The sequence below is a fragment of the Cupriavidus oxalaticus genome (assembly GCF_038900635.1).
GTDB lineage: Bacteria > Pseudomonadota > Gammaproteobacteria > Burkholderiales > Burkholderiaceae > Cupriavidus > Cupriavidus oxalaticus_B.
Map to the genome: position 1 here is coordinate 404617 of NZ_JAYMRX010000002.1, position 21937 is coordinate 426553.

Sequence of the window (21937 nt, forward strand, 5' to 3'; positions counted from 1 at the left end):
ACGTCTCCCGCAGAACGAGCCAAGGGGCCCGTGCAGGCCATGCGGGCCCGATCCACTGCGCGCGGACGGCCAGGCGACGACAAGTTCCCGTGGGGAAGGGCATGCCTGCGCCATGGGCGCCAGGGCGGCTTACCACTGCTGCTGCTTGCTGCCCTTGATGTTGCCCGCTACGCCGCCGGCCACGGCGCCAATCGCCGCGCCAGTCCAGCCGCTGCCTCCCGCGATGGCCGCGATGCCAGCACCCGCCGCGGCGCCGATGCCGGCGCCGGTCACCGTGCCTTGCTGCTGCGGTGTCATATTCGTGCATCCGGCAGCGCTGGCGACGACCAGCACTACGCCAATCAGTTGGAGTCGTTTCATGGCGTCACCTTACTTCTTGGTCTGCAGACCGGGAACAACCATTTCGAACCAGATCGTTTCAATGACCGGCCGCTGCAACTGGTCAGGATGTGCCGCGTACCAGCGATCCACGCCCTGGCGCACCGAGTCGAGCGAATGGCCCTTGAGCCCTCTCGCAAAGCGCGGAACGATGCTTTGCGAGTCAGGCGGCGGCTTGCCTTCGTGATAGGCAATATCAACCTGGACCAGGTTGGCAAGGCCTACGAGGTAGGCTTTTTTTGTCTGCTCGGAGGAATCCGTCCACTGCTTGCCGGTGATCAGCGGGACTTCATCGGCGCGGGAGCCAGGCGCCAATGTCAATGCCATCAGTGCCGCAGTCGTTACTGCGAGCCGGCTCAGTCTTCTCGCCATTGCGGTCTCCCTCGGTGGTTACTGTTGCCCACGGGGCGGGTGCGTTCTTCATATTAGTCTCTATCCGGTGTCGGCAGGGCCACCGTGCAGGCTGCGGGAGCACAGCGAGCCACAGGATCCCTCCAGGCCGACCGTCAAGCGACTGCCGCGCCCGGCCATTGGCATGCTCAGCAACAGGGGGGGGCGTGCCTGGCGGCAGGGCGCGGGGCTGGTCCGCGTGAGTACGTTGGCGGGTTTGGAGCGCTTCGGCGTCCTCAGTTCCAGATTGGATCTTCCTTCTGCATCTGATCCTTCGTTTTCTTCATCCAATACGCGCCGATCTGGCGTTCCGTGACGGAGCCCTGCTTCTTGACGTCGATCTTGTCGAAATTCTGGTAGACCTGCGGCATGCCCGCCTGCGCTTCGTCACGGGTCAACTTGCCGTCATGATTGGCATCGGCCGCCTTGAATCGCTCGGTGATCATGGCCTTGGCCTGTGCCGTCGTCGGGGGGGCTTTCGGAACCTCGCCTGCTGGCATTGCTCCCGGTTGGGCTCCCGGTGCTGATTGCGCAGTCGCACCCAGAGAAGTGAATGCGATCAGCACTGCGAAAACTGCGGGCAATTTGCGTACGGTCATCTCGCTCTCCTCAAGTCGTGATGTTCTTTGGACAGGAAGACAATGCAGCCGCCTTCTGTGAGCCTTGGCTCACTCAGCATTCTAGGCGCTCGGCGCCGGGACCGCGCACGGATTTGAGCCACGATGACGTCAGGGTATGGACGTGAATCCCTTTCTCGCCCATTGCGAACGACGACCCACGGCTCATGTAGAATTGCACCCCATGTCGCGCGTGATTGCTATCCTCCTGATGCTGCTCATGCCGCTGCAGGCCTTTGCCGCAGTGGAGCGTCAGCTCGCGCACCCGGCCGGTTCGGTGCTGGAGCACATGCTTGAGCACGCCGAACATGTTCCCCATCACCACGATGACGACGGCGATATCGAGTTCGATGATTCCGCGGCCTCGGCTTCGCATCAGCTCGACTTCGACTACGGCATGAACTTCCAGGCGGCACTGACGGTTCCGGTGTTGCCGCCACTGCTGCCACATACGCAGTCGGAGCCACTGTTTCTCGGTGGCGCCATCCCGCATCCCGACGGCAGTCCGCCTTTACGACCTCCTCACGCGCCCGCCTGACGGCGGGGCGCTATCCATTGGATTTCTGATCGCGGCGCAGCCTGTAGCGCCGCGCCCCGCCGCATTCGCTCGTCATTGCGTTGCGCTGGGGATTCCATGCAGAAATCACTTATTGCCTTTGTCGCGTCCACGTTGCTTGCGTCTGTGGCCTATGGTCAGACACCGCCGGCCGACCTGCACGCATTGTTTCATCTCGCCTGGGAGCGATCCGTGGCCTCCCGGACCACCGAGGGCCGGCGCCAGGAGGCCGCTGCCGGCCGCATCCAGGCGGATTCCCTGATCGCCGGCCCGCCCACGCTGGGCCTGCTGCACCGGGATGACCGGTGGACCGAGAAGCGCGGGCTGCGCGAGAGTGAGGTTCAGCTTGGTGTTCCCATCTGGATGCCTGGCCAGCGTGGTGCGCGCGGCGACCTTGCCGATGCCCAGATAGCCGAAGCCGAGGCCGGCGCCACGCTGGCGCAGCTCAACGTCGCGGCGGAGGTCCGCGAGCGAGTCTGGCACCTTGCCGCGGCGCATGGGGAGCGCGACGTCCTGGCACGCCGTGCCGAGGTCGCCGCTTCTTTGCGCGACGACGTCAGGCGACGTGTCGCGGCGGGTGACCTGGCGCGTACTGACCTGTTGCTGGCGCAGCAGGACTACCTGGCCGCTCAGGGGCTGGTTGCCGAAAGTGAGGCGCGCCTGGTCGACGCACGCGCGCGGCTGCTGCAGTCGACGGGTACTTCGGCGCTGCCGGCCCGGTACGACGAAGCGCCCGCCGTGGTCGTCGACCCGGCTGTCCACCCCAGGCTCGCAGCCGCACAGCGGACAGTGGACCGAAACGAGCGCCAGCTTGGATACCTGCGCAAATCGCGCCGCGATGCTCCGGAGGTCGGCGTGCTGTACCGCAATGACCGTGCGGGCGGCGGCATGCCGAGCGACCAGACCATTGGCCTGTTCGTGAAGATTCCGTTTGCGACCGACGCGCGCAACCTGCCGCGCGAGACCGCCGCGCAGACCGAGCTGATGACCGCAAGAGCCGAACTGGAGCGGGCGGAACGGAACCTCCATTCCGATATCGACACCGCCAAGGCCGCACTGGCGCTGGCCGAGCAGCAGCTCGCCCTGACAGAAGAGCGCAGCGCCACGCTGTCGGAGCGTGCGGCCTTGTTGCGCAAGACCTTCAACCTCGGCGAGATCGGCTTGCCGGAAGTGCTGCGGGCACAAAACCAGGCGCTCGAAGCCGAAGCCGACCTTGTTCGCCAGCGTGCGCGGCGCGGACTTGCCGTTGCCGCCCTCAACCAGGCATTCGGAGTTCTCCCATGATCCGTCCCTTCTGTCTCGTCCTTCTGTTCCTGCTGGCTTGCGCGGCACAGGCCGGACCGGGCGCCCATGGCCCCAACGGCGAGCACCTCGATGCACCGGCAACGTCCGCCGCCATGGCAGCGGCGCAGCCCGTCGTTGAAGCCAGCACGGAGGCCTTCGAGCTGGTCGGCACGCTCTCGGCAGACGAGCTGTCAGTCCTGGTGGACCGCTACGAAACCAACGAGCCGGTCCTGAACGGGACGCTGGAAGTCGAGTTCGGCGGCCTCAAGGCAGCAGGCACGCTGCATGCCGATATCGGCGACTACGCCTTTACCGACGAGAAGCTGCTCAAGGCGCTGCGACAGCCTGGCAATCACGCGCTGGTTTTCACGCTGGTCGCCGGAAACGACGCCGACCTGATCGAGGGCACGCTGAACGTTGCCTCGGACCAGGATGCGCACGGTGACTCCGGCTGGACGCGGTCGTGGTGGCTCTGGGGTGCGGCAGCCGTGGCGCTGGCCATTGCCGGCACGGCGCTGCTGCGCCGTCGCCACGCCGGGAAGAAAGCATGAGAACCGATATGAACAAGATGACGAAGGTGGCGGCGATCTCGATCGTGGGCCTGGCAGCTCAGGCATGGGCCGGTCCGGGCGCACATGGGCCGAGTGGCGAGCACCTCGATGCGCCGGCCGCGGCCACGGGCAGTGGCCTGGCCCGCCTGCCCGATGGCAGCGTCCAGGTGCCCAAGCTCGCCCAGCGCCGCATGGGCATCCGGACACTGATGCCGCAGGAAGCGGCACACCCGGTGACCGTCGAGCTGAACGCCGTGGTCTCCATCGACCCGAATGCGGGCGGGCGCTTGCAGGCGGGGCATGCCGGCTGGATCGAGCCGCCCGACGGTGGCTTTCCCGTGCTCGGTCAGCGCGTCGGCAAAGGGCAGGTGCTGGCGCTGCTGCGGCACAAGAACGAGCCATTCGATATCGGCAACCAGCAGGCCCAGCTTGCCAACCTCAGTGCCAGCCTCAAGCTGGCGCGGCAGCGGCTGGAGCGGCTGGAGTCGCTGCAGGACAGCATCCCCCGCAAGGAAATCGAAGCGGCCCGTGCGGAGGTGCAAAGCCTGACGGGTCAGCGTGACGCCGTCGGCAAGAGCTTGCACCAGACCGACGCGTTGCGTTCTCCGGCGTCCGGCGTCATCGCCACGGCCAATGTCCTGGCCGGGCAGGTCGTTGCCGCTGGCGATGTCCTGTACGAGGTGGTGGATCCGGCCCGGATGCTGATTGAGGCCAATACCGCGGATGCGTCCCTGGCCACGCGCATCCAGGATGGCACGCTGGCCGGGACAGGTGTGTCCGGGGGCGGCAAGCTGGATTTCATCGGCGCGGGCCGCAGCCTGAAGAACGGCGCCGTGCCGCTGATGTTCCGGCTGACGGCCAATACCGCGCCGCTGGCCGTGGGCCAGCCTGTGACCGTGGTCGCCCGCCTGAGCGACAGCGTCAAGGGCATCGCGCTGCCCGGCGAAGCGCTGGTGCGCAATGCCAGCAACCTTCCGGTGGTGTGGATCAAGTCCGGCACGCAGCGCTTCATCGCACAGCCGGTCGAGTTCCGCACGCTCGATGCGCGCACCGTGGTCGTCATCAAGGGCCTGTCGCCCGAGAACCGCGTGGTCGTCTCCGGCGCCGCGCTGATCAACCAGATTCGCTAGGGGGCGGCGCGCATGTTCAACTGGATCGTTCGCGCCAGCCTTGGCAACCGGCTGCTGGTGCTGGCCTTCGCATTCCTGCTGATGGCGTATGGTGCGCTGACGGCGTGGCGCACACCGGTGGATGTGTTCCCGGACCTCAACAAGCCCCTGGTGACGGTCTTGACCGAGGCTGGTGGCATGGCGCCGCAGGAGGTGGAGCTGCTGGTGTCGTTCCCCATCGAGACCGCCCTGAATGGCATGCCCGGCGTCACGCGGGTCAGGTCCGTGTCGGGCGTGGGCCTGTCGATCGTCTACGCCGAGTTCGACTGGGGCAGCGATGTCTATCGCAACCGGCAGCTCGTGTCGGAGCGGCTGACGCTGGTCAAGGAGCAGTTGCCGGGCGGGCTGACGCCCATCCTTGGGCCAGTGTCGTCGATCATGGGCGAGATCATGTTGATCGCCTTGCCGATCGATCCGGCCAGGGCCAGTCCCATGCAGGCCCGCGAGTACGCGGACTTCGTGCTGCGCCCGCGCCTGTTGTCCGTGCCCGGCGTCTCCCAGGTGATCCCGATCGGCGGTGAGGTGCGGCAGTTGCGGGTCGAGCCTGATACGGCCAGGATGGCGCAATTCGGGGTCGCGCTGGCACAGGTCGAAGGCGCCCTGCGCGAGTTCGCGGCCAATACCAGCGGCGGCTTCATTGACCTGAACGGCCGCGAGTACCTGATCCGCAATCTGGGCCGGACCAACCGGCTGGACGACTTGAAGGGCCTGGCTGTCGCCTACAAGGACGGCATGCCTGTCATGCTGGAGCAGGTCGCCGGCGTGCGCTACGCGGCGGCGCTCAAGCGCGGCGATGCCGGCTTCAACGGCAAGCCGGCGGTGATCGTCAGCGTGCAGAAGCAGCCCGCCGCGGATACGGTGCGGCTGACGCAGGATCTCGAGCGCGCGCTCGGGGAACTCAAGCAAGGATTGCCGGCGGGCTTGTCGGCGCCACAGGTACTGTTCCGGCAGGCGGACTTCATCGAGGCCTCGATCGGCAACGTTGTCGAGGCACTGCGCGACGGCGCCATCATGGTGACCGTCATCCTGTTCGTCTTCCTGCTAAGCGCCCGCACCACCGCCATTTCGCTGGTCGCCATCCCGCTGTCGCTCGCGGTCACGGCCCTGGCGTTTCACTGGCTCGGCCAGTCGATCAACGTCATGACGCTGGGCGGCCTGGCGATCGCCATCGGCGAACTCGTTGACGATGCCGTGGTCGACGTTGAGAACATACTGCGCCGGCTCAAGCAGCGCAGGACCATGGAAGATCCACCGTCGGTCCTGGAGGTGATCTGGCGAGCCTCGGTCGAGGTGCGTTCCGGGATCGTCTATGCCACGCTGATCGTCGTGCTGGTGTTCGTGCCGCTGTTCGCGCTGCCGGGCATCGAAGGGCGGCTGTTCGCGCCGTTGGGCATCGCCTATATCGTGTCGATCCTTGCCTCGATGCTGGTGTCGATGACCGTCACGCCGGTACTGTCGTACTACCTGCTGCCCGGCATGACGCGGCTCGGCCATGCGGACAGCGCGTTGGTGGCATGGCTCAAGCGGGTCGACACGCGGATTCTCGACTGGTGCTTTCCGCGCGCCAGGCCGATCCTGCTGGGAGCCGCGGCCGCAGTCGTGCTGGCTGCCGCCACGGTGCCGCTGCTTCCACGCGCCTTCCTGCCGCCCTTCAACGAGGGATCGCTGGTGATGTCCCTGATGTTCAACCCGGGCACATCGCTGGCGGAGGCGAACCGGATGGGTTCATTGTCCGAGGCCCTGATTCGCCAGGTTCCCGAAGTGACACAGGTCGGGCGGCGCACCGGGCGCGCCGAACTCGACGAGCATGCCGAAGGGGTGCATTCTTCCGAGATCGACGTTGACCTGAAGCGCTCCGGCCGCAGCCGCGAGGAGGTCATGGCCGCCATTCGCGCGCAACTGGCCAGCCTGCCCGCGGCCATCGCGATCGGCCAGCCGATCTCGCACCGGCTCGACCATCTGCTTTCCGGCGTACGGGCGCAGATTGCGCTGAAGATCTATGGCGATGACCTGGATACGCTGCGGGGCCTGGCCGAGCGGGTGCGTGGCGGCCTCGCGGGCATTCCCGGGCTGGTCGACATCACCGTGGAGCGGCAGGTACTGATTCCCCAGGTCAACGTGCACCTGGACTACCGCAAGGCCTCGCAATATGGCATTCCCGCCGGCGAGGCGCTGAAGGCGCTGCAGACGCTGTCGGACGGCACCCGCGTGACGCAGGTCATCGATGGCGTGCGGCGCTACGACCTGGTGGTGCGCCTGCCCGACGCCGGCCGCGCGCCCCAGGACCTCGCGCGCGTGATGCTGGATTCCCCGCGCGGTCCCGTGCCCTTGTCGGCGATCGCCACCGTCGTGGAAGGCGACGGGCCGAACCAGATCGGGCGCGAGAACGGCCGCCGGCGCATCGTGGTCTATGCCAACACCGACGGCTCCGACATGGGCACCATCATCGGCAAGGTTCGCAGTGCGGTCGGGCAGGCGGGCCTGCCGGGCGGGTATTTCGTCAGCATCGAGGGGCAGTTCCAGGCGCAAGAGCAGGCAACGCAACGGATCGTGCTGCTTGCGCTGCTGTCGCTGGTGCTGATCTACCTGGTGCTGTACTCGCGCTACCGCTCGGCGACGCTGGCGCTCATCATCATGGCGAATATCCCCTTTGCGCTGATCGGCAGCGTGATCGCGATGTGGGTCGGCGGCCTGACGCTGTCGGTGGCGTCCATGGTCGGCTTCATCACGCTGACCGGCATCGCCACGCGCAATGGCATCCTCAAGGTCAGCCATTACATCAACCTGTGCCGCTTGGAGGGCGAGGCGTTTGGCATGCCCATGATCGTGCGGGGCTCGCTGGAACGGCTCACACCCGTGCTGATGACGGCACTGGTCGCCGCGTTTGCGCTGGTGCCGCTGCTGGTGGCGGCCGACGCACCCGGCAAGGAAATCCTGCACCCGGTTGCCGTCGTCATCTTCGGCGGGCTGATGAGTTCGACCCTCCTCGATACCTTGCTGACACCGCTCGCATTCTGGTTGTTCGGTCGCCAGCCACTGGCGCGCATCCTTGCGCAACAAGGCAACGACGCCTACTGAACCAAGGGCCATGGCGGCGACGCCCCAGAGTCGCCGCAGACACGGAGTACACGATGAAAAAGCAGCTTTCCGCAGTGTTGTTCGCAGCGAGCCTGGGCCTGTCTGGCCTGGCGATGGCCCATGGCGCCAAGCCGGCGCAATACGGCGGCGCCGTGCAGACCGCAAGCGACCTGCAGTTCGAGCTGGTCAACAACGACGGCAGCATTACCATCTATGTCGACGACCACGACAAGAAGCTGCCGGTGGCGGGGGCCAGCGGCAAGCTGACCGTGCTGACCGGAACGCAGAAAGCCGAAACCGCGCTGGTCCCGGGCGCGGGCAATGCGCTGGTGGCGGCCGACAAGCTGGCGCTTGCTGCCGGGTCCAAGGCAGTTGCAGCGATCAGGTTCGCCGACGGCAAGACTGCCACAGTGCGCTTTGCCTTGAAGTGAGATTGGCGCTCGTGGCCATCGTCAAGGCCAGCGGCTCAGCGCATGGTGCGGATGGTTTTGTGCATGCGCGCTTTGTCTCAGGCAGCCTGGCCGATGATGGGGATCACGCCGAAGGCAACGGTGGCCAGCATCATGACCGCCGCTGCCGACAGCGCCCAGAGCAGGGTGTAGCGCTGGTGATCGCCAAACTCGACCTCGGCCAGGCCGACCAGCAAATAGGTCGATGCGACCAGCGGGCTCAACAGGTGGACCTGCTGGCCGATCAGCGATGCGCGGCCGATCTCGGCGGCACTGATGCCATAGACGGCGGCGGCCTTGGCCAGGATCGGCAGGATGCCGAAGTAAAAGGCGTCGTTCGAGATAAAGAACGTGAACGGAATGCTCAGCACGCCGGTCACGACGGCCATGTACGGGCCCATCCAGTCCGGCACCGCGCTGATGACGCTGTTTGCGATCGCGTCGACCATCTTCGTGCCCGACAGGATGCCGACGAAGATGCCGGCGGCGAAGATCAGCGATACCACCGGCACGACGTTGGCCGCATGCGCGCTGATCCGCTCCTTCTGTTCGTGCAGGCTCGGGTAGTTGACCATCAGCGCGATGGCGCTGGCGACGATGAACAGCGCAGGCAGCGGAAAGGTGCCGAGGATCAGCAGCACCATCAGGCCGATGGTCAGCACGAAGTTGAACCACAGCAGTTTCGGCCTGGCGATCTGCGGATCGCCGGCGCCGGGTTCCTGCATGTCATGACCCGCAGGACCCGAACCAACCGAAGTACCCGAGTGAAATGAGGGAGCGGTCCCGGCGCTCATCAGCGCGATGCTGCCGAGCCGGTCGCGTTCGCGGCGGCCGAGCAGGAATGCCACGAACAGACCCCACATGCCGGTGACAATCATCGGCAGGATCATCGGCACGAAGAGCGATCCCACGTCCACGCCCAGCGAGCTGGCGGCACGCGCGGTCGGGCCGCCCCAGGGCAGGATGTTCATCAGCCCGCCCGCCATCATGATCACGCAGGCCAGCACCAGCCGGCTGATGCCCAGCCGCTTGTAGAGCGGCAGCATGGCGGCGCAGGTGATCATATAGGTGGTCGAGCCGTCGCCGTCGAGCGACACCAGCACGGCCAGCACGAAGGTGCCCATGATGATCTTGACCGGATCGCCGCCTACCACCTTCAGGATGAGGCGCACCACCGGATCGAACAGGCCGGCATCGATCATCACGCCGAAATACAGGATGGCGAACATCAGCATCACGCCGGTCGGGGCCAGCTTCCTGACTCCATCCAGCATCATCGGCCCGAGCTCCGGGCCGAAGCCACCGATCGCGCCGAACGCAATCGGAACGAGGATCAGCGCCACCATGGCGGAGAGCCGCTTGGTCATGATCAGTGCCATGAACACGATCACCATCGAATAGGCGAGCAGGGTCAACATCGTCTTCTATATCTCTTTGCCGGCCAGGCCGCGTGGCGGGTCCTGGTCGGGTGTGTGGGCGCGTCTGTCTGGCGCACCAGATTCAGGGCGAGGCCATCCCGCCGGCGCGGCAGGGCGAGCCGGGGTATGAAATGACCGCGGAGGATGGCAGTCTTGAACGCGAGCCGCCGCGCTGGCGGCTTGTCGCGTCCCGCGGCGGATGCCGCGTGCTGCCGGGGTGGGAGGTCAGCCGGCGGAAACGATGCGTTTCACCACCGCGTCCGCAAACTGCAGCGTCGATGCCGTGCCGTGCAGGTCGCCGGTCTTCACCTGATCCTGGCTGACGGCGAGCTCGATGGCCGAGCGCAGTCGCGTGGCGAGGTCCTGGCGTCCCACGTGGTCAAGCATCAGGCCGGCAGCCAGCATCAGCGAGATCGGGTTGGCAATGCCCTTGCCGGCAATGTCGGGCGCCGAGCCGTGCACCGCTTCGAAAATCGCCGCGTGGTCGCCGATGTTGGCGCCCGGTGCCATGCCGAGCCCGCCTACCAGGCCTGCGATCTGGTCCGACAGGATGTCGCCGAACAGGTTGGTACAGAGCAGCATGTCGAAGCGCCACGGGTTGAGCACCAGCTGCATCGCGCAGGCGTCCACGATGATGTCGTCCATCTCGACGCGGCCGGCGTAGTCGCTCGCGACTTCCCGCGCCGCTTCCAGGAAGATGCCGGTGAGCGCCTTCAGGATATTGGCCTTGTGCACCACCGTGATCTTCTTGCGGCCGTTCCTGACGGCATACTCGAACGCAAAGCGCGCAATGCGGCGGCAGGCGTCGCGCGTGTTGGTGCCCGTGGACACCGCCACCGCATGCGGGTCGTCGCCGACCGGGATGTAGTAGTCGTGCGCCACGTAGAAGCCGCCGATGTTTTCGCGCACCAGCACCAGGTCGATGTTGTCGAAGCGGCCGGGGACGATCGTTCGCACCGGGCGCACATTGGCGTAAAGATTGAAGGCTTCGCGCAGGCGCACATTGACCGAGCGGAAGCCACCGCCCACCGGAGTGGTCAGTGGGCCCTTCAGCGCAAGGCCGGTGCGGCGGATGCTGTCCAGCGTGTCTTCCGGCATGGGCTCGCCGCTGTATTCGACGCCGGCCATGCCCGCGCGCCGGAGATCCCAGGCGAACGGGGCACCGAGCGCGTCCAGCACCCTGACGGTGGCGTCCACCACTTCGGGACCGATCCCGTCACCGGGGATCAGCGTGGCCGGGATCTGTTCGCGTGCACCGTCTTCCATTTGCTTTTCCTGTCGTAAAGAGAGAGTCGCTGGCTGGCATCGCCTGATCCAGCTGATCAGGGCTCAGATTCTAGGAGGGGAAGGCTGTCAGCAAACTGTCAAAGTCACGGATTTCTTATCAGGGTTAACGCGGAAGATGGGTCGGAACGAGCCGTGGGGCGGCTGGCGGCGATGGCCATCATAGCCAAGCCGCAGAAAAGAAGAACAAGCGCGAAAGTGCAGCTTTCGCTCTGCATGACCGAACTCCGTCGAACCTGACTACAGATCCAGCACGAGTGTGCCACCACAACCCCGTGACACACATGGCGTCATGAAGCTTTCTCGTTCGCCATCATCCAGGATGAAATCCTGGTGATCGACTTCACCTGAAAGGTGCCGGACCTTGCAAGTGCCACATAGTCCGGACTGGCATGAAGTCTCCACGGGCGCACCGGCTTGCTGGAGAACTTCGGCCAGGTTCTGGTCCGGTGCGACAGTCAGCGTCAGGCCGGATCTGGCCAGTTCGACTGCATAGCCTTCCGTGGGCTGACTGCCTTCACCGGGCGCCTTTTGCACCGGGGCCTTGAAGTGTTCGCAATGCACCGACGCCGGCGGCCAGTGCGCCGCAGCCTGCTTGCAGGCTTCCATGAAGCCGCCGGGCCCACAGTAGTAGATATGGGTATCGGGCTCAGGCTGCTCGAGCAGCTTCGCAATATCCAGACCGTTCTTGGGATTGCCGCCGTCAAAGTGGCATTGGACCGTTCCGGTCCTGGCCATGGCCCGCAGCTCGGCTTCGAAGGCTGCGTACTCGGGGCCTTTGGCGCAATAGTGCAACGCATAATCCCTGCACTCCGCCTCAAGCTGGTGAACCATGGCTTTAAGCGGCGTGACTCCGATGCCACCGGCGATCAGGATGACCTTCCTTGCGCCCTCGGCGAGCAGGAAATTGTTGCGTGGCACGCTCACCCTGACCCGGTTCGGAACACGCAGGATTTCGTGCATCCCCCGGGATCCGCCGCGTCCTGACTCGTCGCGCAGGACAGCCACGACATAGCGATGGCGTTCTTCCGGACTGTTGCACAGCGAGTATTGCCGGATGACACCTGGGGCGATGTGAACATCGATGTGGGCGCCGGGTGTGAAGGCGGGCAGCTCGTTCCCGTCGGGATCGACGAACTCGAAGGAATTGATCCCGGCGGCTTCCATGCGGACCTGCCGGAGGACCAGTTCAAGGTGAGTCAGCGCTTCGCGCTCATTGGTGGGGGCGTTCATATGGAACCTCGCGTCTCCAGGTACACCTGCCGGGCGGTTCAGTGCCGCCCGGCGATTTCGATCAACGGCTCGTTCAAGCCTTGAGGCTTTGCTCCAGTTCGTCGAACTTCGCCTTGACGAACGCCGCGCGAGCCTCGCCTTTGAGACTGTCGGCCTCGGTCAGGATGGCGACCGCCTTGCGCGCCAGCAGGCGCCGGTTGGCGACTTCTTGCTCCATCGTGTCGGCCTGAGGCAGCTCGAAGACGTTGCCCGAGCAGTAGCTGTTCGGGGCACCGTTGACCTCTCGCAGCCATTCCGCGAAGCCCTGCGCCGCGGCGGCGGCGTTGGTGCCGCGCACGGCGTCGCGCAGCATCTTGCGGAAGGCAAACAAACCGGCGTCGAACTTGGTCGGATTTTCCAGGGAATGCACCGCGATCGGACGCTGGCTGATGATGGCTTCATAGTCACCCGGTGCGTACTGCGCGTTCTTGTAGTTCTCGCGTTCACGATGGTTCGACGGAATCGGCGGCATGTCCTCGAGCGAGTACTTGCCGAAGCGTTCAGGGCGGCGCATCGCGACCTGGCCATCGAGGAAGTCGATGCTCTCGTAGCCGACCAGGCGCTTGTCGCCCACGCCGCGCGTGTCGATGCCCGGCCCCATCACGCGCCAGCCGATCATCTTGCTGCTCTCGTCGTCCACGGGCACCGTCCAGCGAATGATGTGGAACCGGCTGAACAGCTTCTTCTGCGAGCCGTCTTCCGACGTGTACGCGTGCAGGCTGAGATTGGGCAGCACCTGGTGCTGGATGCGCAGGAACATCTTGTCCTCGTCCACGCGGCGCGCGCCGGCGCAGGCCAGGCCACGGCCGCCGTGGACGGGAATGAACTGCATGTCGGGCGCGACTTCCATCGATGCAGCGCCGACCTCATCGAAGGTCGTGCTCTGGAACTTGCCGCCCACCACGTTTTTCGCGGCGTGCAGCGCGGTCGGGTGGAAGTTGTCGGCGGCGTTGTCCTGCACCTGGAGCCAGTTGCAGTGCTGGAAGTTGCTGTACGCCACCAGCTCATCGGTCGGCAGCACCGTGAAGTCCTGCTCCCATTCCGGGAACGGCGGCTCTTCTTCGGGCGGCCCCATGTAAGCGAACACCAGCCCGTTGCGCTCGATGGCCTTGTATGCGCCCTGGCGGATCGAGCAGGCGTATTTCTCCGCTTCTTTCTCCTCGCCTTCGGGGAAGGGCACATGCAGGCAGGCACCGTCGACATCGAACACCATGCCGTGGTAGCAGCACTTGATGCCGCGTTCCTGGATCGCGCCATATTCGAGCGATGCGCCGCGGTGGCAGCAATGCGCATGCAGCACGCCCACCCGGCCGCTGCCATCGCGGAATGCGACCAGTTCCTCATTGAGGATCTTCAGGAAGCGGGGCGTATCGGTCAGCTCCATCGACATGCAGACCGGATGCCAGAAGCGGCGCATGTATTCACCCATCGGCGTACCGGGACCGGTCTCGGTCAGTTCCGGGTCGTGGTCGGGCACACGGTTGGTGTAGTAGCCGCCGAAGGGGATCAGCTTCTTGACGACGGGGGTGCTGGCGGCATTGCCTCCGGTGGTCTTGCCGGCGTCATGCTTCTCGAAAGGTGTGGTGGCCATGGTAAGTCTCCTGTGGGTGTCGGACTATCTTTGACTACTGAGTTCTGAACTCTGTATACAGAGTTTAGGGGCGCGATTTCGCCCTGTAAGTTGGGGTATACGTTGAACCGGGGCCTTATTGAGTGATCAGTTCCTGGCTTTGTCGACCAGGGCAGACTTGCGAATCCACGGCATCATCTCGCGCAGCTTTGCGCCAACGATCTCGATCGGGTGCGCTGCCGTCAGGCGCCGGCGGGATTGCAGTGTCGGGCCTCCGGCCTGGCTCTCGAGAATGAACGATTTCGCATACTCACCCGTTTGAATGGATGCGAGCACGGCCTTCATGGCGGCACGGGTGTCATCGGTGACGATGCGCGGGCCGGTCAGGTATTCGCCAAATTCGGCGTTGTTGGAGATGCCGTAGTTCATCGTGCCGATGCCGCCCTCGTAGATCAGATCGACGATCAGCTTGAGCTCGTGCAGGCACTCGAAGTAGGCCATTTCCGGGGCGTAGCCCGCTTCCACCAGCGTATCGAATCCGGCCTTGATAAGCTCCACCGTTCCGCCGCACAGCACCGCCTGTTCACCGAAGAGATCGGTCTCGGTCTCCTCCCGGAAATTGGTTTCGATCACGCCGGAACGGCCGCAGCCGATGGCCGTGGCATAGGCCAGAGCGATATCCCGTGCGCGGCCGGAGCGGTCTTGCGCGATGGCGATCAGGCCCGGGACGCCGCCGCCTTCCGCGTACGTCGCGCGTACCGTGTGACCCGGCGCCTTGGGCGCGATCATGACGACATCCAGGTCCGTGCGCGGTATCACCTGCCCATAGTGGATGTTGAAGCCGTGCGCGAATGCCAGTGTGGCGCCTGGACGCATGGCCGGTTCGATGACCTCCCGATAGACCTTGCCAATGGTCTCGTCGGGGATGAGAAGAATGACAAGGTCAGCGGCGGCGGCCGCTTTCTCCATCGTGGCGACTTGCAGGCCGGCAGAGGCAGCCTTCCGCCAGGACTCGCCCCCCTCGCGCAGCCCGACCACAACGTTGATGCCGCTGTCCTTCAGGTTGAGGGCATGGGCATGGCCCTGGGAGCCATATCCGATCACGGCGACCTGTTGGCCGCGCAGAAGTGACATATCAGCATCTTTCTCGTAGAAAACTTTCATGGGTCTGTTCCTGTCGATTACTATACTTTCAAATCTGAACTCTGTATTCAGAGTTCAGATTGTTGGTGCGAGTGCTTCGCAAAGTCAAGGACATTGCCAGGCGTCAGCACGATGGCATTGCATGGAGAGAGCCGTTCAACCAAAATGCACTGAATACAGAGTGCAAAGGGCAGTGCCATGGCAACCACTTTTCCAAAGATTCAATCCCGTCCCGACTTTGTGGATGAGGTGTACAAGATGCTTCTTGATGCCATCAGCGATGGCACGCTGGCCCCGGGAACCCGCCTCACGCAGGAGGAAATCGCCGAGCAGATGCAGGTGTCGCGTTCCCCGGTCATCCAGGCGCTGAGGATCCTCAAGAAGGATGGTTTCGTTCAGGACGCGCCGGGGCGGGGTGTACTTGTCACGCCGCTGGACGCGGTCTCGATCGGGCATCTTTATGAAATCCGCGGTTCGCTTGACGCGCTGGCTGCGCGGCTCGCAGCACAACAGCATTTCAAGGTCGATCCAAAGATCATTGCGAACGGCCGTCGCGCGGCGCAGGGCAAGGATGTGAAAGCCATGATCGACGCCGATATGGCCTTCCACCACGCTATCTATCGCGCTGCGGGCAATCCATTCCTGGAGCAGAGCGCACAGAACTACTGGGTGCATCTGCGGCGGGCCATGGGGGCCGTTCTGCAATCCTCGGCCCAGCAACGCAAAACCATCTGGGACGAGCACGAAGCGATTGCCGAGGCCATTGCTGCAGGCGATCCTGCCCGTGCCGCCGAACTCACTGATCTGCACACAACCCGCGCCAGGGAAAACCTGACCAGCCGCCTGGACGATTACCTTGGTGACTCGCGCCAGACGGCATAGCCAGCTTCGCATCAGGCATTACCGGTGGTCCCGCCTGCCGATATTGACCAGGCGCGCGGGCACTGTGAACACCAGCAGGCCGCCAATCACCAGGCTTCCAGCCAGTACCAGCACGCCGTTGCCAGTCGTGCCGGTGTTCGTTTGCACCCAGCCGATGAGGTAGGGGCTGATGACACCGGAGATGCTGCCCACGGAATTCGCCAACGCGATACCGGCCGCAGCGGCCGCGCCGCCGAGAATCGCCGGGGGCAGCGTCCAGAACTGCGAGATGGTGGTCATGATCCCCATCGTGCCGATCGTCAGCGCCAGCATTGCCACAGCCGTGTTGTTTGCATACGCCACACTGACGCACAGGCCGAGCGCACCGATTGCCCCGGGCAGGGCCAGATGCCAGCGCCGCTCACCGCGGGCGTCCGAACTTTGGCCGACCAGAATCATCGCCGCCGTTGCCGCGGCATAGGGAATTGCCGACAGCAAGCCAATGTCGAGAGGATCCGAGACACCGCTGGCCTTGACGATGGTCGGCAGCCAGAAGCTCACCCCATACAGCCCCATGGTGAAGAAGAAGTAGATCAGGCTGAGCAGCAGGATGCGGGGATTGGTCAGGCCGTCCCGGACGGAATGCAGCGCATGCCCTTTGCTTTCCGCGGCAAGGTTCTTCTCGATCATCGCGCGCTGGTCGGAACTGAGCCATTTGGCATCCGCGACCTTGTCATCCAGGTAGAAGTAGGCCATGACGCCGACGAGTACCGTAGGAATGCCCTCCAGCAAGAAGAGCCATTGCCATCCGGCCATGCCGTGCGAGTTGTGCATGGCGCTCATGATCCAGCCAGACAGCGGGCCGCCAATGACGCCGGACATCGGAATGCCGGTCAGGAACAGCGCGGTGACCTTGCTTCGGCGCGAGGCCGGAAACCAGTAGGTGAGGTAAAGCAGAATCGCCGGGATGAAGCCCGCTTCGGCCACGCCTAGCAGGAAGCGCATGATGTAGAAGCTGGTGGGGCTTTTCACAAACATCATGGCCGCAGAGATCAGTCCCCACGTCACCATGATGCGTGCGATCCAGCGTCGCGCACCCACGCGCAGCAGGATCAGGTTGCTGGGCACTTCGAACAGAAGGTAGCCGACAAAGAAGATGCCCGCCCCAAGTCCATAAATCGCATCGCTCAGGCCAAGGTCCTGCATCATCTGCAGCTTGGCGTAGCCGACATTGATGCGGTCGAGATACGCGCACATATAGCAGAGGAACAGGAACGGCAATAACCGCCACATGACCTTCGCATAGGTAGCCGATTCGGTGGCGACGTAAGGCGTCACCACGCTGGTTGTGGTTTGCATGGGGTGTCTCCCTGGGGCTGTATTTATCGATCTGGAGGCAGGCCGGCCCTGGCATTGCGCCACGGTGGGTTGGGGCCTGTAGCCGAGTCCGCGTCCGCGCGGACCCGGCGTGCGATGCCGGTGCTTAATCGAACATGTCTGGCTGGGTCACGCGCAGGTGGTCCCAGATCGGCTGGAAATGCAGCCAGCCGATGTAGTCGCTGCCCACGTGCTCGCGGCTGTAGCGGGCGCGTTCGGGCGTTACCAGTCGGGGCGTAATGCCCGTCGCCTCGATCATCAGTTGCTGCTTGCAGCAACGTTCAAGGGCGATGAACCAGAAGGCCGCCGCTTCAATGCTGTGGCGGCTCGCCGTAAGCAGGCCGTGATTCTGGTGAATGGCCGCCTTGACGCCCTTGAATGCATTCGCCACCTTGTGGCCGCCTTTCACTTCCACTGCCACCTTGCCGGCCTCGTCGCCGATCACCACGTGATCCTCGTAGAAGGCCGCCGCATCCTGCGTGATCGGGTCCAGTCCCTTGCCCAGCGAGGCAAACGCCGTGCCGTACTCGGTATGTGCGTGGCACATGGCAACGATGTCCTGGTGCATCTCATGCACCGCGGCGTGCAGCACAAAGCCGGCGCGATTGATGGCATAGTCGCCTTCCACCACACGGCCCTCATGGTCGGCACAGATGAGGTTCGAGATATTCACCTGTGCGAAGTGAACCGCCATGGGATTGGTCCAGTACAACTCCGGATGCTCGGGATCGCGCACCGTCAGGTGGCCGGCGAAGCCGTAGTCGAAACGTTCCAGCGCAAAGGCACGACAGGCAGCGACCAGGCGCTCCTTGCGATGCTGCCGCTCTTCGGCGGGCGTGGCGAATTTCGGCACGGACGGATAGATCAATCCCGTCTGTTCCGGTTGGTAGATGGAGGTGCGCTCCGTGTCGTTGAAGACCTGCGGGGCGCGCTCGATTACTGCTGCCATGTCGACTCCTCGGTAGAAATGTGTAGGGACTGGTTGGTGTTCGCAGGGCGTGCTTTTTGTTTGCGGAAGGCCTGCGGTACGCCTTCATAGTCGCCGTCGTGGAGTTGGTTGACAAACGATGGGTGTTCATGAAAGCATGAACCACACTCATGTATAAAACTTTGCCGTGAGACGTGTTCCAAACTTTGTGCTGCTGCGCGCCTTCGAGGCAGCGGCGCGCCTGGAGAGCTTCACGCTCGCCGCCAGGGAACTTCACCTGACGCAATCGGCAATCAGCCACCAGGTCAAGGAGTTGGAGGAGTACTTCGGGCGAAGGCTTTTTGACCGGCGCACGCGGCGCGTTGAGCTGACACCGGAAGGCAAGCGCCTGCAGGAAAGCCTGTCACGAGTTTTCGATGTGATCGAGGCCGCCTGCAATGAGGTCGCGCTCGCGCCTCAGTCGCAAGTGCTTGCGGTCTATTGCGCGCCCAGTTTTGCCGTGAAGTGGCTCGGCCCTCGGTTGCCGCAGTTCATGCAGACGCATGGCGACATCACGATCCGGCTATCGTCGGGGGCCGAAGCCATCGACCTGACGCACGCCCGCGAAGTGGACGTTGCCATTACCTACGGTTCGGCGCATTCCCGCGCGGGCCTCGTCGTTCGTCCCTTGGGAACGGAGCGCATCCTCCCGCTATGTTCGCCTTCGCTGATCGATGCAAACGAGCCCCTGCGCACTCAGATAGAAAAGCTTCCGCTGATTGATTCGCAACTGAGCCGGGTGACCTGGGCAGATTGGTTCGGTGCAAACGGCATGATCTGCCCGACGCGACCGCGGGCGTCATTCGACCGGGGCGCGCTTGCCATCTCGGCCGCGGTCGATGGCATGGGCATCGCTTTGGAGAGCATCCGGCTCGCAGAGCGCGAACTCTCAAAGGGCGATCTGATTGCACTGGGAGAAAATGAGTTCGCGCACATTGCGCGTGAAACCCATTTCCTTTCTTACCGGCAGAACGAAGCGCATCTGCACAAGGTCGGCGCATTCGTTCAATGGCTGCTCGAACAGCTTGGCGTGCAAGATCGCAAGTAGCGCCTCCGCCGTACCCCGGTCCGGCAAATCCCACTTCGTGCAGCGTCGCACCGTGCTGCCAATGCCTGCCGCCTGACTGACAAATCCTGCCATTCCGTGCGACCGCGGCTGCGCATTGCGCGCGCGCCGTGCCACGGCCCCGCAAAGCGGCAAGCATTGTCAGCAATTGGGCCGATTTTGGTAGCCGCCTTTGCGCGCTGCACCACTACGATGCGGCAGACAAACAAGCGTGCGTCCGACACGGTCGGTGTGCACGGAAAACCAGGGTAAGCAAGGAAGCATATGGCAATTGAAGGCTACAGCATGGGCACGCTCGGCGCATTCGTCGGCAAGGAACTCGGTGTTTCGGCGTGGATGGAAGTGGACCAGGCGCGCATCGATGCATTCGCGCAATGCACCGGAGACAAGCAGTGGATCCACGTGGACGTGGAGCGCGCGCGCCGGGAAAGCCCGTTCGGCGGCACCATCGCCCACGGCTATCTGACGCTGTCCCTGCTGGCAGGGAAGCTGGTCGACATGGGCGTGGTGCCGGCGGATGCGCGCGCCGCCGTCAACTATGGCGTGGAGAAGACGCGCTTCCTCGCGCCGGTAAAGGCCGGGGCGCGCGTGCGTAATCGCGTCCGGCTGATGTCGGCTGACAGCAAGGGCGACGGCCGTGTGCTGCTGCGCACGGAAAACACGATGGAGATCGAGGGCGAAGCCAAGCCGGCCATGGTGGCCGAAGCCCTGGCGCTTGTCATGGCGTGAGTTGGCAACAGCAGAAGCAGGAAAGAAAGAGACAGGAGAAGCAGTATGACAAGTACAGCCGAGATGGAGGCGCCAACCGATTTTCTGGCAGGGCCCAATCCCTTTGTCGGGATCCGTCCCGAGGATCTCATCACCGCCGCCCAGCAGATCGGCGCACAGTGTGTGCAGGAGCCGGTGCTGGTGCTCGAGCAGCAGGCGCAGCTCACCCATGACCTGGTCAGCGTGCTGGACGGCTCGGCACCGATGCCGTCGGCACGCGACCGCCGGTTCAGCGACGACGCCTGGCGCGACCTTCCGCTGTTCCGCATGTCGCTGCAGGGCTACCAGGCCTGGCGCGACGCGCTCGAGGGCACGGTGCGGCGTTCGGTGATGGACCCGCGCAGCAAGCATCGCGCGCAATACTTCATGTCGCTGCTGACCGACGCGCTGGCGCCGACCAACACGCTGGCGGGCAACCCGGCAGCGCTGCGCAAGACCTTCGAGTCATGCGGCATGAACCTGGTCAGCGGCATGTTCAACCTGGCCAGCGATGTCCTGACCAACGGCGGCATGCCCGCGCAGGTCGACAAGGACGCGTTCAGCGTCGGCACGAACCTGGCTACCACGCCGGGCTCGGTGGTGTTCCGCAACGAGGTGCTGGAGCTGATCCAGTACGCGCCGACCACCGCCAAAGTGCATGCCCGGCCTCAGCTGATCGTGCCGCCGCAGGTCAACAAGTTCTACGTGTTCGACCTTGCGCCAGGCAAGAGCCTGGTGGAGTACATGCTGGGCCAGGGACTGCAGGTGTTCGTGGTCAGCTGGCGCAACCCCACGGCGGCGCAGCGCGACTGGAATCTCGATAGCTATGTCGGCGCGCTGGTCGAAGCGATCCATGCGATACGCGATATCACCGGCAGTGCCGATGTCAACCTGCATGGCGCCTGCTCCGGTGCGATGACGATGGCGGCGCTGCTGGGCTATTGCGCTGCCAGCGGCGAGAAGCTGGTGCACGCCGTCACGCTGATGGTGGCGGTGTTCGGCCTCGATGCCGAGTCGCAGCTCGGGCTGTTCAGCACGCCCGAGGCGGTGACGGCGGCGCGGCACGGCAGCGCGTCGCGCGGCGTGCTTGACGGCGAGATGCTGGGCCGGGTCTTCGCGTGGCTGCGGCCCAACGACCTGGTGTGGAACTACTGGGTCAACAACTACCTGCTCGGCAATGCGCCGCCGGCGTTCGACGTGCTCTACTGGAACAACGACACGACGCGCCTGCCGGCCGGCCTGCATGGCCAGTTCCTGGACATGCTGACGCTGAACCAGCTCGCCACGCCGGGCGCGCTGCAGGTGCTCGGCCACGCCATTTCGCTGTCGGACGTGGACTGCGACAAATACGTGCTGGCCGGCATGACCGACCACATCACGCCGTGGAAGGCGGTGTACCGCTCGGCGCAAGCGTTCGGCGGGCGTACCGAGTTCGTGCTGAGTTCCAGCGGCCACGTGCAAAGCCTGGTCAATCCGCCCGGCAATGCCAAGGCCAGGTATTTCTGCAACGGCACGCCCGGCGCGCAGCCCGAGACCTGGCTGGAGGGCGCGACCGCCGAGCAGGGCTCGTGGTGGGAGCACTGGACCCAGTGGCTGAAGAAGCGCTCCGGTCCGAAGCGCAACGCGCCGGCAGCGCCCGGCAGCCTGCGTTTCGCCCCCTGCGGCGAAGCGCCAGGCCGTTATGTGACCGAGGCGTAGCGCGCATGGCCCGGAAACAGCGCAACACCGCAACACCGCAACAACGCAATCTGAATTCCTCA

Annotated in this window: 20 protein-coding genes; 10 read left to right on the forward strand and 10 right to left on the reverse strand. The window is 64.5% G+C overall.

Going from position 1 to position 21937, the window contains the following annotated elements; translation table 11 throughout:
* Positions 1–129: 129 nt before the first annotated feature.
* The 3 genes from VSR71_RS05990 to VSR71_RS06000 all read right to left on the reverse strand — a co-directional run bounded on the left by VSR71_RS05990 (position 130) and on the right by VSR71_RS06000 (position 1367).
* Entirely contained in the window at positions 130–360 is a 231-nt protein-coding gene (locus tag VSR71_RS05990; RefSeq protein ID WP_342912991.1) for a YMGG-like glycine zipper-containing protein, read from the reverse strand.
* A 9-nt stretch (positions 361–369) separates the two neighbouring features.
* Positions 370–750, reverse strand: a complete 381-nt coding sequence (locus tag VSR71_RS05995; protein ID WP_342912992.1) for a hypothetical protein — start codon at positions 748–750, stop codon at positions 370–372.
* A 254-nt stretch (positions 751–1004) separates the two neighbouring features.
* Entirely contained in the window at positions 1005–1367 is a 363-nt protein-coding gene (locus VSR71_RS06000) for an EF-hand domain-containing protein (RefSeq protein WP_342912993.1), read from the reverse strand.
* A gap of 202 nt (positions 1368–1569) precedes the next feature.
* Between VSR71_RS06000 and VSR71_RS06005 the strand changes: the two genes are divergently transcribed.
* The 6 genes from VSR71_RS06005 (at position 1570) to VSR71_RS06030 (ending at position 8454) form a co-directional block, all read left to right on the forward strand.
* Positions 1570–1923 carry a hypothetical protein gene (locus VSR71_RS06005; protein ID WP_342912994.1) on the forward strand — a complete coding sequence of 118 codons (354 nt, stop codon included), beginning with the start codon at positions 1570–1572 and terminating at the stop codon, positions 1921–1923.
* Between the two features lie 183 nt (positions 1924–2106).
* Positions 2107–3225 (forward strand): TolC family protein, encoded by a 1119-nt coding sequence (locus VSR71_RS06010; protein ID WP_342912995.1) that lies wholly within the window; start codon positions 2107–2109, stop codon positions 3223–3225.
* The gene (locus VSR71_RS06015; protein ID WP_342912996.1) at positions 3222–3776 is read left to right on the forward strand and encodes a hypothetical protein; all 555 of its coding nucleotides are present in this window, start codon (positions 3222–3224) and stop codon (positions 3774–3776) included. Before VSR71_RS06010 ends, VSR71_RS06015 begins: the two co-directional genes overlap by 4 nt.
* Positions 3777–3784: 8 nt before the next feature.
* Positions 3785–4906, forward strand: coding sequence for an efflux RND transporter periplasmic adaptor subunit (locus tag VSR71_RS06020; protein ID WP_342912997.1), 1122 nt, complete (start codon positions 3785–3787; stop codon positions 4904–4906).
* Positions 4907–4918: 12 nt separating this feature from the next.
* Complete coding sequence (locus tag VSR71_RS06025; RefSeq protein ID WP_342912998.1) at positions 4919–8023, forward strand: efflux RND transporter permease subunit; 3105 nt, start codon at positions 4919–4921, stop codon at positions 8021–8023.
* 53 nt (positions 8024–8076) lie between these two features.
* The gene (locus tag VSR71_RS06030; RefSeq protein ID WP_342912999.1) at positions 8077–8454 is read left to right on the forward strand and encodes a hypothetical protein; all 378 of its coding nucleotides are present in this window, start codon (positions 8077–8079) and stop codon (positions 8452–8454) included.
* Positions 8455–8531: 77 nt separating this feature from the next.
* Here the strand turns inward: VSR71_RS06030 and VSR71_RS06035 are convergent, their stop codons facing one another.
* The 5 genes from VSR71_RS06035 to ilvC all read right to left on the reverse strand — a co-directional run bounded on the left by VSR71_RS06035 (position 8532) and on the right by ilvC (position 15180).
* Positions 8532–9890 (reverse strand): CitMHS family transporter, encoded by a 1359-nt coding sequence (locus VSR71_RS06035; RefSeq protein WP_342913000.1) that lies wholly within the window; start codon positions 9888–9890, stop codon positions 8532–8534.
* Between the two features lie 225 nt (positions 9891–10115).
* The gene (locus VSR71_RS06040; protein WP_342913001.1) at positions 10116–11156 is read right to left on the reverse strand and encodes an isocitrate/isopropylmalate dehydrogenase family protein; all 1041 of its coding nucleotides are present in this window, start codon (positions 11154–11156) and stop codon (positions 10116–10118) included.
* Between the two features lie 258 nt (positions 11157–11414).
* On the reverse strand, positions 11415–12407 hold the full coding sequence (locus VSR71_RS06045) for a PDR/VanB family oxidoreductase (protein ID WP_342913002.1): 993 nt from the start codon (positions 12405–12407) through the stop codon (positions 11415–11417).
* A 73-nt stretch (positions 12408–12480) separates the two neighbouring features.
* The gene (locus VSR71_RS06050) at positions 12481–14037 is read right to left on the reverse strand and encodes a Rieske 2Fe-2S domain-containing protein (RefSeq protein WP_342913003.1); all 1557 of its coding nucleotides are present in this window, start codon (positions 14035–14037) and stop codon (positions 12481–12483) included.
* A 126-nt stretch (positions 14038–14163) separates the two neighbouring features.
* Positions 14164–15180, reverse strand: coding sequence for a ketol-acid reductoisomerase (gene ilvC / locus VSR71_RS06055; protein WP_342913004.1), 1017 nt, complete (start codon positions 15178–15180; stop codon positions 14164–14166).
* Between the two features lie 177 nt (positions 15181–15357).
* On the opposite strand from ilvC, the gene VSR71_RS06060 reads away from it, so the two are divergent.
* Positions 15358–16041 (forward strand): GntR family transcriptional regulator, encoded by a 684-nt coding sequence (locus VSR71_RS06060; protein ID WP_342913005.1) that lies wholly within the window; start codon positions 15358–15360, stop codon positions 16039–16041.
* Between the two features lie 18 nt (positions 16042–16059).
* On the opposite strand, the gene VSR71_RS06065 is transcribed toward VSR71_RS06060, so the two are convergent.
* Positions 16060–17379: an MFS transporter gene (locus VSR71_RS06065; protein ID WP_342913129.1), complete on the reverse strand. Its 1320-nt coding sequence runs from the start codon at positions 17377–17379 to the stop codon at positions 16060–16062.
* Between the two features lie 124 nt (positions 17380–17503).
* Entirely contained in the window at positions 17504–18346 is an 843-nt protein-coding gene (locus VSR71_RS06070; protein ID WP_342913006.1) for a class II aldolase/adducin family protein, read from the reverse strand.
* Between the two features lie 187 nt (positions 18347–18533).
* Between VSR71_RS06070 and VSR71_RS06075 the strand changes: the two genes are divergently transcribed.
* The 3 genes from VSR71_RS06075 (at position 18534) to VSR71_RS06085 (ending at position 21875) form a co-directional block, all read left to right on the forward strand.
* Positions 18534–19412, forward strand: coding sequence for a LysR substrate-binding domain-containing protein (locus tag VSR71_RS06075; RefSeq protein ID WP_342913007.1), 879 nt, complete (start codon positions 18534–18536; stop codon positions 19410–19412).
* Between the two features lie 282 nt (positions 19413–19694).
* Positions 19695–20159, forward strand: coding sequence for a MaoC family dehydratase (locus VSR71_RS06080; RefSeq protein WP_342913008.1), 465 nt, complete (start codon positions 19695–19697; stop codon positions 20157–20159).
* A 45-nt stretch (positions 20160–20204) separates the two neighbouring features.
* Entirely contained in the window at positions 20205–21875 is a 1671-nt protein-coding gene (locus VSR71_RS06085; RefSeq protein ID WP_342913009.1) for an alpha/beta fold hydrolase, read from the forward strand.
* The last annotated feature ends 62 nt before the right edge of the window (positions 21876–21937 follow it).

What these genes read in the sequence shown, in the direction of transcription:
- VSR71_RS06025 (WP_342912998.1), top strand. Translation starts at nt 4,919, where the DNA reads ATGTTCAACTGGATCGTTCGCGCCAGCCTTGGCAACCGGCTGCTGGTG.
- VSR71_RS06085 (WP_342913009.1), top strand. Translation starts at nt 20,205, where the DNA reads ATGACAAGTACAGCCGAGATGGAGGCGCCAACCGATTTTCTGGCAGGG.
- VSR71_RS06035 (WP_342913000.1), bottom strand. Translation starts at nt 9,890, where the DNA reads ATGTTGACCCTGCTCGCCTATTCGATGGTGATCGTGTTCATGGCACTG.
- VSR71_RS06015 (WP_342912996.1), top strand. Translation starts at nt 3,222, where the DNA reads ATGATCCGTCCCTTCTGTCTCGTCCTTCTGTTCCTGCTGGCTTGCGCG.
- VSR71_RS06065 (WP_342913129.1), bottom strand. Translation starts at nt 17,379, where the DNA reads ATGCAAACCACAACCAGCGTGGTGACGCCTTACGTCGCCACCGAATCG.
- VSR71_RS06060 (WP_342913005.1), top strand. Translation starts at nt 15,358, where the DNA reads ATGGCAACCACTTTTCCAAAGATTCAATCCCGTCCCGACTTTGTGGAT.
- VSR71_RS06045 (WP_342913002.1), bottom strand. Translation starts at nt 12,407, where the DNA reads ATGAACGCCCCCACCAATGAGCGCGAAGCGCTGACTCACCTTGAACTG.
- VSR71_RS06005 (WP_342912994.1), top strand. Translation starts at nt 1,570, where the DNA reads ATGTCGCGCGTGATTGCTATCCTCCTGATGCTGCTCATGCCGCTGCAG.
- VSR71_RS05995 (WP_342912992.1), bottom strand. Translation starts at nt 750, where the DNA reads ATGGCGAGAAGACTGAGCCGGCTCGCAGTAACGACTGCGGCACTGATG.
- VSR71_RS06020 (WP_342912997.1), top strand. Translation starts at nt 3,785, where the DNA reads ATGAACAAGATGACGAAGGTGGCGGCGATCTCGATCGTGGGCCTGGCA.
- ilvC (WP_342913004.1), bottom strand. Translation starts at nt 15,180, where the DNA reads ATGAAAGTTTTCTACGAGAAAGATGCTGATATGTCACTTCTGCGCGGC.
- VSR71_RS06000 (WP_342912993.1), bottom strand. Translation starts at nt 1,367, where the DNA reads ATGACCGTACGCAAATTGCCCGCAGTTTTCGCAGTGCTGATCGCATTC.
- VSR71_RS06050 (WP_342913003.1), bottom strand. Translation starts at nt 14,037, where the DNA reads ATGGCCACCACACCTTTCGAGAAGCATGACGCCGGCAAGACCACCGGA.
- VSR71_RS06080 (WP_342913008.1), top strand. Translation starts at nt 19,695, where the DNA reads ATGGCAATTGAAGGCTACAGCATGGGCACGCTCGGCGCATTCGTCGGC.
- VSR71_RS06070 (WP_342913006.1), bottom strand. Translation starts at nt 18,346, where the DNA reads ATGGCAGCAGTAATCGAGCGCGCCCCGCAGGTCTTCAACGACACGGAG.
- VSR71_RS05990 (WP_342912991.1), bottom strand. Translation starts at nt 360, where the DNA reads ATGAAACGACTCCAACTGATTGGCGTAGTGCTGGTCGTCGCCAGCGCT.
- VSR71_RS06030 (WP_342912999.1), top strand. Translation starts at nt 8,077, where the DNA reads ATGAAAAAGCAGCTTTCCGCAGTGTTGTTCGCAGCGAGCCTGGGCCTG.
- VSR71_RS06040 (WP_342913001.1), bottom strand. Translation starts at nt 11,156, where the DNA reads ATGGAAGACGGTGCACGCGAACAGATCCCGGCCACGCTGATCCCCGGT.